This window comes from Wolbachia endosymbiont of Encarsia formosa, from assembly GCF_039540065.1.
Taxonomy (GTDB): Bacteria; Pseudomonadota; Alphaproteobacteria; order Rickettsiales; family Anaplasmataceae; genus Wolbachia.
The window spans coordinates 266206-283064 of record NZ_CP154278.1; the positions used below are offsets into that span (position 1 = coordinate 266206).

Genomic DNA, 16859 nt, shown 5'->3' on the forward strand with positions numbered 1-16859 from the left:
AATTTCAGGGATTACGAATAAAAGCAGTGAAAAAAATTATTCTAGTAGCGTTATTCAAAATCAAAAAGATAGACAAAGTAATGCTATGAAACTATTTAACAAACAAAGTCTTTCTGGTAAAGTTGAAATTCCTAAAAATTCAGGTATTAATCCTCTGGAAAAGGATTCTTTATCTAAGGGTGTAAGTGGAAAAGGAACCCCTGGAATATATAATTCCTTGGGAAGTTTAGATCATTATGATGCTTCAACAGTTCTTATATCAAAACAACCGCAAGCAAGAAAGGAGATCGCACAATCACAATTGAATGGCTTCTCTAGCCAATTTTGTGAGGATTTAGAAAATAAAAACCCTAGTACAACTGCAGATCCTGTAGAAGTGCCAAGAGGTACAAATACTTCTAAACTCATCAGTGACAATAACTCAGATAGTGGAATAAATTCATCTGGCTTGGCATTAAGTAGCAGAAGGAGCAGCTTAACTTCAATTTCATCTGAGGAAAGTGTACACTTAAAATTAAACCCTGCTGAGGAAGATAATAGTTTGCAACTAGAAGATGAAGGAAAAACAAAATTAGCACATCCGAACAAAACAAGGCCCAAAGTCCCAAGCGGAAGAAGATCCCCTTCTAAACATTATAAGAAGACTGAATAAGGGCCTCATTGTGTGATCTCAGTGACAGGCAGTAAGGTAAAAGATACAATGCAATCCAATAATTATGAAAATAATAGTAAAAACAAAAATCTTCACGTCGCACTTGTAACAAGTTCTGCTCTCTTAGCAATAGGGTGCATTGTTGCAGGAGCAATGACATCAGGATTAGTAGGAGCAGGACTGTTTGTGGTGGCTGCAGTGTTTGCTACAGCAGCTGCTGCTGAATTGTGTTCAAACTTTCTGTCAAGTAAATTAACATCCATTAGTGTGAGTCCTCTTATTGATAATAAAGAGCTAACACGGTGATAAAAGTTAAATATGAGTTACTTATGGTGAGCAAGTGAATTCGGTTCTTGCCTATTGATGTAAAAATTGTTACATTTGAGAAGTATCTTAAAGGTATTTAGCTGATGCATATTCAATTGGGTAGAGTTTTTGCTATTGTAGCCCTGTTAAGTTTTATCTTCATGTCATGTTCTAGCAAAGCAAGTGATGAATTGAAAAATATACCAGGAACGTTGAAAGAACTTATTTCTTCATTTTCAGTTAAAGATACTGTAGAAAATATGAGTCCCTCAACAATTATAGGTTTATGTATAGCTACAGTGATACTTGCAGTAGTGTTCAGAGGCCTAATTTTTTTCATGATAATATTTGGCGTACTGATCATGATGTTTGGAAGCACAGAAAAGGCAACAGATTACCTGAAAGAAAAATTCAACTTTGCAAAGGACATACAGTTACAATCCAATAACAAAAAAGAAGATAAGGATTAAGTAAGATAGATGATTCTTTATTATCTTTTTATTGAATACGCATGATATTGTATGCAACCAAAAGTACCAGCCACTAGCTATAATTCTGAAAAAAAGAACAATTTAGCGTTACTAGAAAGTATTAATTTAGATTTTATCCCTTATGCTTGCCACTACGATGAAGAAACTATACTAACAAAACAGGGGGAATTATTAAAAATAATCAAATTAGAAGACTATTCTTCAGTTGATAACTATGGTGATCTTAGAACTGAAATTAGAAAAAGTATATCAAAAAATATCAAGAGTTTATATTTTACCGTTTGGATTCACACTGTCCGCACACGCAATAAACTGAGCTTACAGTGGAATAAAACTACAGACTTTTCCGATCAGCTACACTCAACGTGGTTTAATAAACTAGTTGATAGTAAACTACAGTATATAAATGAGCTATACATTGTGGTGTTACTTAGTGATTTTGGCAAACATATTAATAATACATTTTTTTTTGGCGGGATAAAGAATAGGCACAAGTTATTTTTACAAAAAAATCATCAAGAATTACAAAAAATAACTGACCTGATTCAAAAAGATTTAGAACCTTTTGGAGCTAAAAAACTGGGCCTTAGATCTAGTGAAGGCAAAATATATTCTCAAATGATGGAATTTCTCCATTACATTATTACATTAACGCACAAAGATTATCTAATATGTGAAAGGGATCTATCGCAGCATGTGAAAAACCTAAAAGTAGCTTTTGGTTTCAATAAATTTCAAACATCGTTTGAAGGTCAACAGAAGTTTGGTTCTATTTTTTGCATAAAGGAATATCGAGAAATCCCCTTAGAAAATATAGATAGGTGTTTGCAACTTGACTCTGAGCTTATCATCACAGAAATAATAATATTTACTAGTAATAATAAAGCAGTAAAAGAATTTAAAAAACAAATTAATATACTGCAAATCAGTGAGGACAATACCTTACTTCAAAACTCAGGAATAAATGAAATAATAGAGCTTGAAAAAATTTCTGCTATGGATTTTTGTCAACAGAAAATTATTGTTACAATCTTTGCAGATGATAAGAATAGGTTAGCTAAAAATATCAGTGATTTATCCTCTGTAATGTCGTTAATCGGGTTGATGATGTTTAGAACTGATCTGCACATGGAAAATCATTTTTGGGCACAGCTTCCTGGAAACTTTGCTTTTGTTACACAACCAAAAAATATATTAGAAAAATATGCTTGCAGCTTTGCTATGTTGCATGATTTTACATCAGGTACGTTAAAAGGAGGAAGATGGAAAGAAGCAGTAACAGTTTTTTTTTCAAAAAAAGGCAGTCCTTACTTTTTTAACTTTCATGGAAAGAAAAATAATGGTCATACCACAATACTTGGAGCTCCAAATTCAGGTAGAACCTCACTGATCAATTTCTTACTTTCGGAGTCAAGAAAATTTAACCCTAGGATTGTTATATTGGATAATACTGGAAAATCAATAATATTTACTAAAGCAGTAAGCGGCCAATATTACATAATTGATCCAAAATATAAAGATAAAAGTCTAAAATTTAACCCACTGAACATTGAAGATAGTGCTTCTAATCGCAATATGCTTGTTGAATTGATCAAAAGGATGGTTGCAGATGCAAGTTTGGTAGACGTAGAAGAAAAGACAAAAAAAATTGTAGATTCTATATTTGCTATACCAAGAGAATCGCGCTCTATTTCTCAAATTTCTGAAGTGCTTTTACTTCTTGGGGGTAAAATAAGTAAATGGTGTGGTGATGGTGAATTTGCTTACTTATTCCAAGATGGTGATGAGTCAGACATTGACTGGGAAACAAAAATCATATCTCTCAATACTGCGAATCTCACTAAGCAAAAAGAATGTATGTCCGTGATACTTTACTATTTCTTATACTCTTTCGAAGCAAAATGTGATGGCTCACCTGCAATACTTGTTTTGGATGAAGCATGGGAGATAAGTAATATTTTTCCTACAGAGGAAGAGTTTGATAATTGGATGAAGAGGATGACAGAATTAAACGTTGTAGTAATTCTAAGTACTGAAAACTTAAACCTAGCATTTGCTAGCAAGTTTACTCAATATTTAGATAAGCATGTCGATACAAGGATTCTGATGCCGAACATAAATGCAAACAGGTTATACATGAAAGCATTTTCTCTGTCGAAAGAGGAACTGAATGTCATTTTGCAAACACCAACACAGGAAGGTTTATTTTTGATCAAGCAATACAAAGGTTTAGTAACTTTAAATCTAGATTTGAAAAATATGAAAGAAATACATGTACTTTCAGCCAATAAAGAGACTATAAAGTATATGTATGAGGCGATGAAGGAAAAAGGCGAAAAAGTGAGTAAGTGGTTACCGGTGTTCTATGAAAAATGTAAAGCTTAATTTTTTATTGATATTCTCCTTGATATTTTGTCTTTCTTATCAAGGATATGCTGATTGTCCGCGTTTTGTGGAAAGTAATACTGATATTGAGGCAAATGTAAGTAAAGTAAGTAAAGTCTTTTGGAACTTCTTTACTGGCAAGTGGGGTAGCCTGGATTTTGATCCTCATCTATTAAAAGAAATCAAAGTAACAATGGTGAAAGATCAAGGAGTAGGCGGTTACTTCGATCCAAAGATTAAGGTCTGCGATTACGAAGGGAACGACAACTGTTATATATTATCCAGTGGAACATTTTGCCGCCAGATATATGGAACGCAGAGTACAGGAGCTGGAATTTCTGCAGCAGCTTTTATCGATTGGGAAGGAGATAAAACAAAAGCTGGAGGAGAAATTGCCCAAGGTCTTGGATGGGAATGGGCAGATGGTGTTACTGATGAAGAAAAAGTAAAATTTGCTAATGCCCCTAAAATATGTGCTTGCAGTCAGAAAGGTGCTTGTATGGACACTTTTTTTGGAGATCTTTCTAGAATCTTTTCAGGGGAAAATATTTTCCATCCAGGGAATATGGAAAATGTTTGCGATACCTGCTATCAAACCAAAGTACAATGTGTGCCTCTGCCACTTGCACCTGGTCCACCTCCATTTTGTGAACAACTTGCGATGTCACCATCACAAGTTAGAATTGTTCCTATAAGAAACCAAGATAATGATTACTTTCATCCAAGAGTTGGAGTCATTATCGGTGAGCTGAAGGAACGAGAAGAGCTGCCTTTCCCGCGCGGTTTTTCAAACAGTGAGAATACTCGTATTTATCCACGTACTATTAAAGATACTATCCATTACTTCAAAACCTATAGAAAAAAAGGTCAGCTCTGCACTGAATATTATGGTACTGAGAGAGAAGAATCTAAAAGAAAATTACAATTTCCTGCTCGCTGCTTCCCAGCGCCACCTGCTCCAAAGATTGAAGAAGTGAGCATACCAAAGCCTAATGAGGGTAAAGGCGAAAATACGCTAAAAGTAAAAATGAAGATTAGTGAGTACGTTTGCACTCATCACGCACATGGAACTCACAATAATGGAGTCTGTACTTTTTATGTTAATGCGAATTCTCCTACATATATTGGTCATCTACCTTTAAAAGTAGTAAAGCCGGCAATAGTAGAAAAAAAAGCTGGTACCGGTAACATAAAAAGCGATATCGATAACATAATAGAAGGTATATTAAAAAATAACTCGCAATTTGAAGTTCTAGAAAAATATGGATATGTTCCCGATATTGAAACAGAATGTAAAGAGCTTAAGAATGGTAAGTGCAAACTAGATGGCTCAGGATATCCAAAAGTAGAAATAAAATATAAAGAAAATCCTAAAAGTAAAATGCTCTGCCTTTCTGGTTGGAAGCCGGAACCAGAAAAGCTTGTTCTTGAAAAAGGAAGTGAGCTAATATCGCTGAAGTCAGTAGGAGAAAGCTATGCTAAACACAATACTGTTTACTCGAAAGAATCAAATCAATCTTATTATTTTCCTTGCAAAAAAGGGGAAATTATTGAATTAGTTGATGTTTTAGCAAAGCCACAAGATGCACTGAATGAAATAATATTTAATAAAAAAGGATATATTTCTATTCCTGAAGAAAATAAGCCTAGAGCCAATTGCATGGCAAAAGAGGATAAAGAGGTAGATACAAAACAAAATTGTGACAAATGCAAGATAGTATATGAATTAACAGATGGGAAACACAAAAAAGAATGTAAGCAAGGTGATGATGGTTGCCTCTGCTTTGATGGAGTGTGTAGTCGCTCAACACAGTATGTGAACAAGGACAACAAGCCTTTTTACCTAAGAGTTTCACAGGATGAAAATGGAGTTGTAAAGAAGTTAGATAATCCAATTAAAGCAAATAGAACAGAAGTCTTTTACGCTGATAAATTATGCAGATTCGATTTAGAGGGTTTAAAAAAGAGATTGAGTGAAATAATAGTAGCACAATTGAAAGGTAGGAAGCAGGAGCTTGAAAAGATTAATAAAGAGTCTTATGAGCTTGGAGATGGCTATACAGATGATCTGTCAATGTATGATTACGTTGAAATAGAAGCATGGGGAGGTGGTGAAGCTGGTCATATAATTGGTAAAGCTCAGTCTACTGTAAGCAAGCAAGGAAGGCCAGGTGATTACATTAAAGCTAAACTAAAAATCAACCCCGATTATCCCTACATTAAAGTAAAAGTAACAGAAGGTGGTGGTGGGCAAGAAAATGATAAATCTAACAAGGATGGTGGACCTACTTTAATAAAAATGTGCAGAGACCTTTCAGAAACAATTTGTAAAGATTTAATTACTGTTGCAGGCGGAGGTACATACAGAACCTATGGAAAAATAGATTATAAAGAGACAATAATTCATGAAGAAAGTTTAAAATTAGAAGAAAAAGTTACAAGAGGAGATAAGCTAAACTCTGGGGAGGATAATAAAATAGCATACATAAGAAATGGTGAGATTGGGTATGAAAATGTAAAAAAATGTAGTAAAAACTATGTGAATAAAAAATACGGTGCTGGCGGTTGTATTAACAAAAGCACCAAAAGTTACAGTAAAGGTGCTCCTGGTTATGTGAAGATTAAACCTATATTTGATAAAATTGATAAAGAAAGAGTAAAAAAAATAGATGATGCTATTGAAAAAATGATACAAAATCCAGATGACATCACAGGTATTGATGATTCCTTAATAAATAAACTTGATAAAAAGATTATTGAGACAATTAAAAAAGAAATCGAAAACGAATTGTTAGGATCATAGTAAAAGGACCCTGATTGTTGCAAATGGGGTAAAGTTGAATTTACATCACTGAGACAGATGCATGTGAAACCAGTGTTTCTTTTCTTGTCATCACAGCTTCCATAATGTCATCTCAGTGCATGATGCACAGCTGTATAGAAATTGAAGATGTCATTCTAGTGCGTGACACTGGAATCCATGTAAATTTAACTGGACGCCAATGTCACAAACTAGCCTTCTCACCTATCTTATTTTGCTACTCTGCTGAACAGATACGTCAATTTCATCTACTGATGAGCTAGGTCTGCTGTCCTTTATATGTTGTACCAAAAGCTCCATAATTTTTTTTGCTCATAAAATTGCTGAAATGAATATATTCCATTCGAGCCAACTAACACGAAGAATCCTCCTTGTACATTTGGAGGATTATCATGCCAGCTAATTTTTCTTACGTATTCAGCAGCTTGTAAGGAAGTATCTCCTGAAAGGTTTTTAATATTAGGATCAGCACCTTTTTCTAGCAGTAATCTTGCCATTTTTTCATTACCTTTCATATCTGCTATATGTAGAGGTGTATTGCCAAGCTGATTGCCAATATTGACATCCACCCCTTCTACACTAAGTAATAATTGAGCTAGCTCGTCATGGCCATTATCAATAGCTACACACAAAGGATTCATACTGGTATCACAGCCATTGACTTTAGCACCATTATCAAGAAGCAACTTAACTACTGCTTCATGCCCATTCTGAGCAGCTAGATACAAGGGTGTGACATTATTTTTTTTATCTACTATGTTAACATCAGCATTTTTTGTGCTAATTAATAGTTCAACTATTTCAGTATGTCCGTTCTGAGAGGCTAAGTACAGAGCTGTTATACCAAATTCATTGTCTTTAGCATCAATCTCAATTTCTTGAGTATTAAGTAACACCTTTACAACTTCTACAAGTCCATTTTGAGCAGCAATATGTAAAGGTGTCTTACCATCAGTACAGTCTTTTATATTGGGATCAGCTCCCGCTTTAATTAACTCCTCTACTATATCTTTGCTTTTAGCTACAACAGCAAAGTGTAAAACTGTACTGCCTTTAGTAGTTCTTGCATGAATATTAGCTTCTTTACTGATTAGTAACTTTACTACGTCTAAATGTCCTGAACAAACGGCAAAATGCAAGGCTGTAAATCCTTTTTTATCCTTGATATTGATATCAGTTTTTACATTAAGTAATAACCTAACTTCATTTATGTTACCGTTATAAGCGGCTTGATTTAATTGAATATTTTCAACCGGGAGCGATTGAGTGCTGAACATATTTACCTCTATATAATAGTATGCCTAGTGGTACTACATCAAAACAGGGAACATTAAAGAAAAATTTTTGCATCTGGCAATCTATTTTCTCTATTCTAATATATACAAACTCTTTAAACCCACCTTGTAATCAGGATAAACTAGAGAGACACCAAGATCTTTTTTAATTTTAGTATTGCTTACTTTTTTTGACCCTAAATAAAAACCCCGTGCGTAATTTGGTACGGAAGAAATATCAACTGGCTCTGGAGGGCTAATATTGATAAGCTCGGCTGCATATGTGACCACTTCAGATTGCGTAGCAGGTAAATCATCTGCACAATTGTATATCTCATAAGGCTTTATATTTTGCATGGAAGAAAATAAAATATTCGATATATCTTCAACATGAACACGAGAAAAAATTTTTTTCACATTTCTTGCTTTGCCAATCTGCAGGTCAATTAGCGCATTTCTACCAGGACCATATATCCCAGCCAAACGAAAAATATGTACAGGCAATTTGCTACTTAGCCACTTCTTTTCAGACTCAAGGCGCTTTTCTCCTCTTATTTCTATAGGCTTTGTTTCAGATTCCTCATTCACCCAATTACCACAGTGGTCACCATAAACATTAGTTGCAGACAGATAACCAAGCCATTTAATATTCTCCAGACAATGACTGTATCTCTCCATAACATCATCTCCGTCTGGAGGAATAGAAACTAAAACATGCGTTACGCTTTTAAGCAGATCTTGATCAACCTTGTCATAATCAAAAAGTTGTATATCTTTATTTCTTGATGTACCGTTAACTTTCCAGCCTAAGTTTAGCAATTTTTTCGATAGAAATTTAGCTACATATCCGTAACCAAAGCAAAACAAGTTCATGGAAATTAATTTCCAAAATTCTTCTTGATAAACTCAACCCCTAACCTTATTCCTTCTTCATTAATAATATGGCCTAATGCATGAATTGGGTATCCTTGAGCGCTTACTCCATTTTCTTTCAGAGCTTTAACCGCTAAATCAAGGGAAGAAAAAGGTACCACATCATCAGCGTCACCATGAATAACACATATGCTGGGTTTTGATTTGATCTCCGGTGCAATTTTTGAAGGTGAAAGAAACCTACCAGAATACGCAACAACCGATGCACAAGACTGAGATCTAGTAAGAGCTACATTTATTGCAAGCATTGCCCCTTGAGAAAATCCAACTAAAGAAAGCTGATTATCTTTTAAATTAAGCTCCTTTAATTTTGTATCAATAAAATGATTTACAATTGATGCAGCATTTTTCACCCCATTATATAGTGCTTCCTCACTACGATCTTCTAAACTAAACCATTGATAACCATCACCTATTTCTCTCTCAAATGGAGCATTGGGCACTACTAAATATGAATCAGGTAAAAACTTGCTCATAACTTTAGCAAGGTGAGTGAAATTATCGCCACTTGAACCCCAACCATGAAAAAAAATAATCAGATTTTTCTTATTTCCATTTGGGCAAATTTCTTGGCTTTGTAGTTCAATCATCTCTTTTCCTTTTGCATTTATATCTTTATTTAACACTATATTTTCAAATTTGTAAAAACCCATGTGCAATCATGTACACTAGCTCATAACTGTATGAACATTGCAATTTGCAGGCAGTTCGCGTGGAAGATGAAAGTAGCTGACACTGAAATCCAGCTTTTGATCGAAAATGTTGCATAGTGCACAATCAACTTTCCTAGATCCCAGTGTCAAGCACTGGGATGACACCCTCCTGCTAGACAATGTTCGTACAGCTATGGAATGAATCGCGGTATGACGTAGGATTGCTGTCATTCCAGTGCTTGACACTGGAATCCAGGAAACTTAACTTTACACCAGGTAATAAGCACTGGGATGACACCTCTGGGCACTGCCGTCATAAAGGAACCAGTGTCAGATACTTTCATGACATCAATAATTGACCTCGACTTACCGTCCAACTAGAAAATTGTAATAGAATGACAGAAATCCAGATGTTATTTATTTACTTTCGATCTTTTCTATCAATTTTTTAACTAAGCCTCTTAGCTTTTTACTGGATTCATCAAGCTCTTGAATTTGTGAAGCATCTTTTCTCATGAGCTCTTTGTGATTACTTTTTATGTAATCATACATTTCCTTCATTTGAGCAATTATCTTGTTGATATCCATACCACCCATATCAGGTATCATGCTAGGCATATTTCCTTCTAACATACCACCAGCCATAAGCTGCTGGGACATTTGCATGAATGGCTTTAAGGTCTGTTGAAGCAAATTAGGGTCTCTTGCCAATTTTTCTATTTGCTCTTTGCAAGTATCCATGTACTGCTTCATAAATTCATCATCTTGCATTTTATCTGTCATAATTACACCTATTTGAAACTAATATTATATATTGTTTTTAATTAAAAACAATACAAGAACAAGTATATTAATACTTGATTAAATGACAAATTAACTATTTTAAAGGTTCACATACTCTCTTTAACCATTCCTTATCTTTTATGCCATTTTCTATATTTTTATAAACAAATTGGTGATAGCTATTTATCCATTTAACTTCATCTTCAGTAAGCATTTGTATATCTATTAGCTTTTTATCATAAGGAACAGAGGTCAATTGTTTAAAGCTTAAGAAGCCGTTTTCTCGCCTTTCAATATACATCAGATTCTCAATTCTTATTCCATACTTTCCTGGAATATAATAACCAGGCTCGTTAGAAAGTATCATGCCTGGAATGAGTTCCACTTTATTTCCTCTTGATATTGCTTGTGGTCCTTCGTGTACCGAAAGGTAACTTCCTACTCCATGTCCTGTACCGTGCATGTAATCCATTCCAAATTTCCATAAATGTATACGCGCTAATATGTCCAATTCTCCACCAGTAGTGCCAGAAGGAAAGACCGCACTTGCTATCGCAATGTGAGCTTTTAATACTATTGTGTAGTGAGCTCGTTGCTCATTGGTTGGACTACCAATTGCTATAGTTCTTGTAACATCGGTTGTGCCATCAAGGTACTGACCACCAGAGTCAATTAAATACAGCCCATCTTCTTGAATGACTTTATTTGTCTTATTGCTTGCACGGTAATGAATGATTGCTCCATTCTCGTTGAATGCTGAAATTGTTGGAAAACTCGGTTGCTTAAACAAATTCTGCTCTTTTCTGTATTCTAAAATTTTTGCTTCAGCTTCAAGCTCAGTAATTTCACTGTCAATAAGCCAATATAGAAAATTTATAACTGCTACTCCATCTTTGATGTGCGCACTTATAGCTCCAGTTATTTCAGTTTGATTTTTTACTGCTTTGTGAATCAAACAAGGATCCTCCTTCTCAATTATCTGCTTATTTTCTATTAGAACTCTTTCATTACTTATTGTCATCCCAGTGCTTGACACTCGGATCCATGCTTTTTTATTTCTGGTCAAGCACTGGAATGACACCGAAGCTGATTTTTCATTTAAATAATGGTTATACAAGGGATCTATTGCATTCATAATGCTCATTGGAGTCGTGCTTGGATCTATCACCACCAAATTTAACTTATGTAGTGAATTTTCTAGCTCACTAATATCAAAAACATTTATATGGTTATCAAAATTTGCTTCTATAGTTGAATGTTCTTTATCTTGAATAAATAAATCAACATTGCCGTTTTTATAAAGTATTGCACGACCCAATATACAAGGAGTATATTCAGCACTTTCATTTCTTAAATTTAATAACCAGGAAATTGAATTTGGATCAGTCAGAAGCACTGCTTCAGCCTCTATGTTTTTAGCTACTCTTTCACATTTATCCTTACTACTCTCACCAGATACATGTGAGACTATTGTTTGTGCTTTATGACTACTATCTTTTTTAATTAAGTATGGTACTAGTTTACAAATGCCTTCATATTTTCTTATGTCCTTCATAGTAAAATATTGCAGATAGTAACCCAGTGAGGTAGTCAATGTTAAGTTTGCTTTTACCCATTTGTGTGGATCCTCTTCTTGTATATTATATACTCGAAAACTGAACTGATCGAGCTGACTGCGAGCTTGTGTGATATAGCGTCCATCTGTAAAAAATGGGCACTTATTACTCTTTGTAACGATAAGTAGCCCATTTGTTCCTGTGAAGCCACATAACTCTGCTAACTCTTTTGAATATTCATTCAAATACTCATCTTTAGCATGCAACATAAATGCATCAACATTTATTTCGTGCATAAAAGAGCGAAATTCTTCGATTTTTGACATGTTACGCAGAATTAGCAGCTATTTTCGTTTTCTTATTCCTAAGGTACACTAATATGCTAACTATTGCTGCTGGAGTGATACCCTGTATTTGCTTTGCAATGCCAATTGTTGCTGGTTTTATTGATTGCAACTTCTCTATCACTTCAGTTGACAAGCCTTTAATCTGTGAGTAGTTGAAATTAGTTGGAATTTGAGTATTAACTTCCTCTTGTAGAAACTTCATATCGGCTTCTTGTCTTACTAAATAAGGCTTGTATTTTGCTTCAATTGCAACTGCTTCATATATTTCATTCTTGGCTATGCTATCAGTTATAGTGTTATTCCAGCACATGACGCTGGAATCTACATTTTTTTCAGTGTCAACTGCATCCATTCTATCATCATTCAAGTACTGGATCCCAGTGTCAAGCACTGGGATGACAGGAAGAGGTGCTTTGGTGTTATGCAAGTAGCTGACACTGGAATCCATGTTTAACTCTGGCCATATTTCTCGTAATTTATTCCAGTCAATATTTGGATAACCGAGCAAATCTAATGCTGTTTTTCTTATTCCATCATAAGATATTTTAATTCCATAGGACCTGAGCTGCTCAGGAGTAATTGTTAGGCTCTCTAATTTCTCCTCAAGTTGCTTAATGGATTTAAGTTTACCCTGCAAAACAGAGTATCTCTCATGCGACACAAGAGAGATGTCACAACCTTTTTGTGTCAATCTTCTATCTGCATTATCTGACCTGATTGCCAGTCTATATTCTGCACGCGAGGTGAATAATCTGTAAGGCTCAGCAATTCCCTTAGTGACCAAGTCGTCTATCATTACACCGATATATGAGTCTGTACGATGAAGAACAAAACTTTTTTGAGATAAAGAGAGTGCTGCATTGATTCCGGCAATAATTCCCTGCCCTGCTGCTTCTTCATATCCAGTGGTACCATTAATTTGACCAGCAAAATATAGTCCTTTAACTTTCTTAGTTTCGAGAGTATGAAATAGCTCTCGTGGATCGATATAATCGTATTCAACTGCATATCCAGGTCTTAATATTTCTGCATTTTCAAGCCCTTTTATACTCTTTATCATTTCATACTGCACTTCGATGGGCAATGAATTTGAAATTCCATTTGGATATATAGTGTTATCATCAATCCCTTCTGGTTCTAGAAATATTTGGTGATTATTTTTTTCTGCAAATTTTTTAACTTTAGTTTCAATTGATGGGCAGTATCTTGGTGCAATAACGTTATCTAAATATGAATAAGCTGATCTGTGAAGATTCTCTCGAATTACTCTGTGTGTATGTTCATTAGTATGAGTAATAAAACATGAAACCTGAGGCTGGTTAATTTTCTCTGTAAGATAAGAAAATGGTGTAGGTGGATTGTCACCCACTTGTTCTTGTAATACTGACCAATTTATAGTGTCACGGTTGAGTCTTGGCGGAGTCCCGGTACGTAATCTGCCTAGTTTAAAATCATATTTCTTCAGCGTATTTGCAAGCTCTACTGCAGGCTTATCTCCCATTCTTCCAGAAGGAGTTGTTTGCTCTCCGATATGAATCACACCAAGCAAAAAAGTCCCTGTAGTCAAAACAACTCTGCTTGTCAGTATACGTTCACCTGAGTCTGTTATTACAGCTTTTATATAAGATTCTCCATTACTATCACTTTCGATAAGAAAATCGTCAACTGACTCTTCTTTTACTGTCAAGTTGTTATAATTTAGAATAATTCCCTGTATTGCTTTTTTATATAATTTTCGGTCTGCCTGTGCACGTGGGCCCCATACCGCTGCGCCTCTGCTGCTATTTAAAACGACCGAGTGTATACTTGCTCGGTCGATAGCTCTTCCCATTATTCCATCAAGCGCATCCACTTCCCTAACTACAACACCCTTTGCAACCCCTCCAATTGCTGGATTGCAGGACATCTCTCCTATAGTTGAAATTTTGTGAGTTATAAGTAGTGTGTTTGCACCAAGGCGAGATGCAGCTGTAGCTGCTTCACACCCGGCATGACCGCCACCTACTACCACTACGTCGTACTTATGCATCTTCTTGAGTAATTTCTACTCTATAATATTCCAACTATCAGTGATTGATGTCAAACTTTACAGATTACAACATTGCACACTAACTTAGCTCAAACTGCCGTCTCTCTCGCAGAAAAAACTTTTTCAACTTTGGGAAAGATGATACTTTTATTAACTTCTTCTTCCGGAAAGGTAATACATTCATCTACTTCTTCCTCCTGAGATATTTTGACATATGTAGAATCTTTAATAGAAATTGCACTTACTGCAGATGTAATTGCTGTTTTATCTGCACAATGCATTATAGCTACAGTTGCAAAAAGCCCTAAAATCGGTGCTATTAGACCTATTATTGTACCTATAAATGTAAATCCTATTATTGGATTAGGAAAAATAGAAGCTGCACCTGCAGTAAGTGTAATTCCAATTATAGCACTTGCAGATATAGTAATACTCAAAATAATTGCTGCTTTTTCATGCTTTTCCCCAACAGGATCTCTTTTGCAAAACTTATATAGCAAACATGCTACGTGAAAAACCGCAATCAATGCTGGAGCTATACAACCAGCAATTCCACCTATGGCTAAAGGTGATGAAGTGTCAAAACTTAACCACTAAGCTAATACTCCTAGTGCTGACACTATACTATAAGTTAACAAACAAATATACATACAATCCCCTCGCTAATTAAGAAAATGCCATTTTACTCTGAATCATAAACTACTCTCTTCACTCTCAGCCATCTAAGCAGCACATTGGAGTGACAAAAAATGCTACCGGCAAATAATGGCTTTGCAAAAATAGAGAATGTTTATATTTATGTAAAGTGGAAATTTTTAGTGGGGCGAGCGACCAGGATTGAACTGGCGACATTCAGTACCACAAACTGACGCTCTACCAACTGAGCTACGCCCGCCAAGGTATAAAATTTCTAACACACAAGCATAAATAGTCAATTAATTATTTAATCTACCTACTTTTGCATAGAGTTTTAAGTTTAGCGAATAAACATTTTCATTTATGCTTTTAGCATTATAGTTAATCGTATTGAAATCGTGATATGTTTAAAAGTATTTTCACATTTAGTTTTTTTACAGCTATTTCAAGAATTTTAGGGCTAATAAGAGATGTATTGATTGCTACGGTTATTGGTGCAACCTCTCTTGCAGATATATTCTTTTCCTCGTTTCGCTTTGCTAATTTATTTCGATCGTTTTTTGCAGAGGGAGCATTTACTACCTCATTCATACCATTATACTCTGCAGAGTCATATGATAATAAAAAGGCATTTAATTTCGCAAGTAGTGTAATATCCATTACGTTTATTATTCTAGTAATTTTTTGCCTTATCACACAAACCTTCTTCCCTTACATGATCAAAACCTTCACTCCTGGATTTGACCAAAATAAATTTACCTTTACTGTAACTTTGTCGAAAATTATGATGCCCTACATAATCTTCGTGTCAATCGCATCACTTATTGGTGGAATGTTGCAAGTAAAACAGCATTTTGCTTCAACAGCTATTTCACCAATCATTTTGAACCTCTGTTTAATCATCAGTTTGTTTTTACCTTACATTGAAACACCGGCTCATAACCTTTCTATAGCTGTCCTGATTGGAGGGATTTTGCAGCTACTTTTAATAATATTTAGTGCATACAAATTAAAGGCTTTCTTTTCTTTTAGTTTAGAATTAAGTAACGAAGTAAAATTATTTTTTAAACGTGTGATACCTGCAATTATCAACAATTGTGTAATACAAATAAGTGTATGGATTGACACAATCATGGCGAGTTTTATACCAAATGCAGTTTCTTATATATATTATGCCGATAGACTAAATCAACTACCGCAAGGAGTAATTGGCACTGCAATTGGTACAGTACTTCTTCCTCTGATTTCAAAACGAATAAATGATACTGAGAATATAGTCAAAATACAGAACAAGGCCCTTAATATAGGGTTAATATTAATTATGCCAATAACTGCTGCTTTTATCATTATTCCTGACATAATTTTACTTACGCTTTTTTCTTACGGACGATTTGATTATTATGCAGTGCAGCAAACTGTTCCTACATTAGTAGCATTTTCTCTTTCTTTACCCGCATTTATTATAAATAAAGTATTGCTACCCACATTCTTTGCTAGGGGAAAGCTAAAAATACCAACTATGTTCTCATTAACGTGCCTTGGAATTAATGTAATACTAAATCTCATATTAATGAACAAATACCAACATATAGGAATTGCTATTGCTACTTCCATTTCCACTTGGATAAATTCTATTTTATTGATTAATTATTTAACAATAAATAAGATGTATAAGATTAGCCAAGCGTTATTACTAAATATTGTAAAAATTCTCACTGCAACATTGGTTATGTCAATAGTTCTTTATTTCTCTAATTACTTATCAGCAGGGTTGTTTTTCGATAGAGGGCTAGCTCGTATTGTTTATTTAGTAACTTTAATAGCTTTGAGTGTTATTATTTATTCTAGCACTCTTTACCTAATTTTGAGAGGAAATTTGAATAATTTGAAATATGTATAAATTATACCCTTTGTATTGCTATATGTCATTTCAGCTACTATTCCAATATCCACTCCTTTCATCCCATAACATATTCCTGTCATCCCAGTGCTT

At 34.7% G+C, this 16859-nt stretch carries 13 protein-coding genes and 1 tRNA gene; 6 read left to right on the forward strand and 8 right to left on the reverse strand.

Going from position 1 to position 16859, the window contains the following annotated elements:
• The first annotated feature begins 85 nt into the window (after positions 1 to 85).
• The 5 genes from AAE962_RS01385 to AAE962_RS01405 all read left to right on the forward strand — a co-directional run bounded on the left by AAE962_RS01385 (position 86) and on the right by AAE962_RS01405 (position 6637).
• Entirely contained in the window at positions 86 to 652 is a 567-nt protein-coding gene (locus AAE962_RS01385) for a hypothetical protein (protein ID WP_343289271.1), read from the forward strand.
• Positions 653 to 673: 21 nt separating this feature from the next.
• Positions 674 to 958 (forward strand): hypothetical protein, encoded by a 285-nt coding sequence (locus AAE962_RS01390; RefSeq protein ID WP_343289272.1) that lies wholly within the window; start codon positions 674 to 676, stop codon positions 956 to 958.
• A gap of 104 nt (positions 959 to 1062) precedes the next feature.
• Positions 1063 to 1428, forward strand: coding sequence for a hypothetical protein (locus tag AAE962_RS01395; protein WP_226079535.1), 366 nt, complete (start codon positions 1063 to 1065; stop codon positions 1426 to 1428).
• 51 nt (positions 1429 to 1479) lie between these two features.
• Positions 1480 to 3834, forward strand: a complete 2355-nt coding sequence (locus AAE962_RS01400) for a type VI secretion protein (protein WP_343289273.1) — start codon at positions 1480 to 1482, stop codon at positions 3832 to 3834.
• Complete coding sequence (locus AAE962_RS01405) at positions 3815 to 6637, forward strand: hypothetical protein (RefSeq protein WP_343289274.1); 2823 nt, start codon at positions 3815 to 3817, stop codon at positions 6635 to 6637. The genes AAE962_RS01400 and AAE962_RS01405 overlap by 20 nt, the downstream gene beginning before the upstream one ends.
• Positions 6638 to 6930: 293 nt before the next feature.
• Here the strand turns inward: AAE962_RS01405 and AAE962_RS01410 are convergent, their stop codons facing one another.
• The 8 genes from AAE962_RS01410 to AAE962_RS01445 form a co-directional block, all read right to left on the reverse strand.
• Complete coding sequence (locus tag AAE962_RS01410) at positions 6931 to 7932, reverse strand: ankyrin repeat domain-containing protein (protein WP_343289275.1); 1002 nt, start codon at positions 7930 to 7932, stop codon at positions 6931 to 6933.
• 90 nt (positions 7933 to 8022) lie between these two features.
• The gene (locus AAE962_RS01415; protein ID WP_343289276.1) at positions 8023 to 8802 is read right to left on the reverse strand and encodes an SDR family oxidoreductase; all 780 of its coding nucleotides are present in this window, start codon (positions 8800 to 8802) and stop codon (positions 8023 to 8025) included.
• 5 nt (positions 8803 to 8807) lie between these two features.
• Positions 8808 to 9452: an alpha/beta hydrolase gene (locus AAE962_RS01420; RefSeq protein WP_343289564.1), complete on the reverse strand. Its 645-nt coding sequence runs from the start codon at positions 9450 to 9452 to the stop codon at positions 8808 to 8810.
• A gap of 480 nt (positions 9453 to 9932) precedes the next feature.
• Entirely contained in the window at positions 9933 to 10298 is a 366-nt protein-coding gene (locus AAE962_RS01425) for a hypothetical protein (protein WP_343289277.1), read from the reverse strand.
• A gap of 94 nt (positions 10299 to 10392) precedes the next feature.
• Positions 10393 to 12180, reverse strand: a complete 1788-nt coding sequence (locus AAE962_RS01430) for an aminopeptidase P family protein (RefSeq protein ID WP_343289278.1) — start codon at positions 12178 to 12180, stop codon at positions 10393 to 10395.
• A gap of 1 nt (position 12181) precedes the next feature.
• Positions 12182 to 14230 (reverse strand): tRNA uridine-5-carboxymethylaminomethyl(34) synthesis enzyme MnmG, encoded by a 2049-nt coding sequence (gene mnmG / locus AAE962_RS01435; RefSeq protein ID WP_343289279.1) that lies wholly within the window; start codon positions 14228 to 14230, stop codon positions 12182 to 12184.
• An 89-nt stretch (positions 14231 to 14319) separates the two neighbouring features.
• On the reverse strand, positions 14320 to 14757 hold the full coding sequence (locus tag AAE962_RS01440; RefSeq protein ID WP_343289280.1) for a hypothetical protein: 438 nt from the start codon (positions 14755 to 14757) through the stop codon (positions 14320 to 14322).
• A gap of 292 nt (positions 14758 to 15049) precedes the next feature.
• Positions 15050 to 15125, reverse strand: a tRNA-His gene (locus AAE962_RS01445).
• A 144-nt stretch (positions 15126 to 15269) separates the two neighbouring features.
• Between AAE962_RS01445 and murJ the strand changes: the two genes are divergently transcribed.
• On the forward strand, positions 15270 to 16766 hold the full coding sequence (gene murJ / locus AAE962_RS01450) for a murein biosynthesis integral membrane protein MurJ (RefSeq protein WP_343289281.1): 1497 nt from the start codon (positions 15270 to 15272) through the stop codon (positions 16764 to 16766).
• The last annotated feature ends 93 nt before the right edge of the window (positions 16767 to 16859 follow it).

What these genes read in the sequence shown, in the direction of transcription:
- AAE962_RS01395 (WP_226079535.1), top strand. Translation starts at nt 1,063, where the DNA reads ATGCATATTCAATTGGGTAGAGTTTTTGCTATTGTAGCCCTGTTAAGT.
- AAE962_RS01410 (WP_343289275.1), bottom strand. Translation starts at nt 7,932, where the DNA reads ATGTTCAGCACTCAATCGCTCCCGGTTGAAAATATTCAATTAAATCAA.
- mnmG (WP_343289279.1), bottom strand. Translation starts at nt 14,230, where the DNA reads ATGCATAAGTACGACGTAGTGGTAGTAGGTGGCGGTCATGCCGGGTGT.
- AAE962_RS01405 (WP_343289274.1), top strand. Translation starts at nt 3,815, where the DNA reads ATGAAAAATGTAAAGCTTAATTTTTTATTGATATTCTCCTTGATATTT.
- AAE962_RS01425 (WP_343289277.1), bottom strand. Translation starts at nt 10,298, where the DNA reads ATGACAGATAAAATGCAAGATGATGAATTTATGAAGCAGTACATGGAT.
- AAE962_RS01430 (WP_343289278.1), bottom strand. Translation starts at nt 12,180, where the DNA reads ATGTCAAAAATCGAAGAATTTCGCTCTTTTATGCACGAAATAAATGTT.
- murJ (WP_343289281.1), top strand. Translation starts at nt 15,270, where the DNA reads ATGTTTAAAAGTATTTTCACATTTAGTTTTTTTACAGCTATTTCAAGA.
- AAE962_RS01415 (WP_343289276.1), bottom strand. Translation starts at nt 8,802, where the DNA reads ATGAACTTGTTTTGCTTTGGTTACGGATATGTAGCTAAATTTCTATCG.
- AAE962_RS01420 (WP_343289564.1), bottom strand. Translation starts at nt 9,452, where the DNA reads ATGATTGAACTACAAAGCCAAGAAATTTGCCCAAATGGAAATAAGAAA.
- AAE962_RS01400 (WP_343289273.1), top strand. Translation starts at nt 1,480, where the DNA reads ATGCAACCAAAAGTACCAGCCACTAGCTATAATTCTGAAAAAAAGAAC.
- AAE962_RS01385 (WP_343289271.1), top strand. Translation starts at nt 86, where the DNA reads ATGAAACTATTTAACAAACAAAGTCTTTCTGGTAAAGTTGAAATTCCT.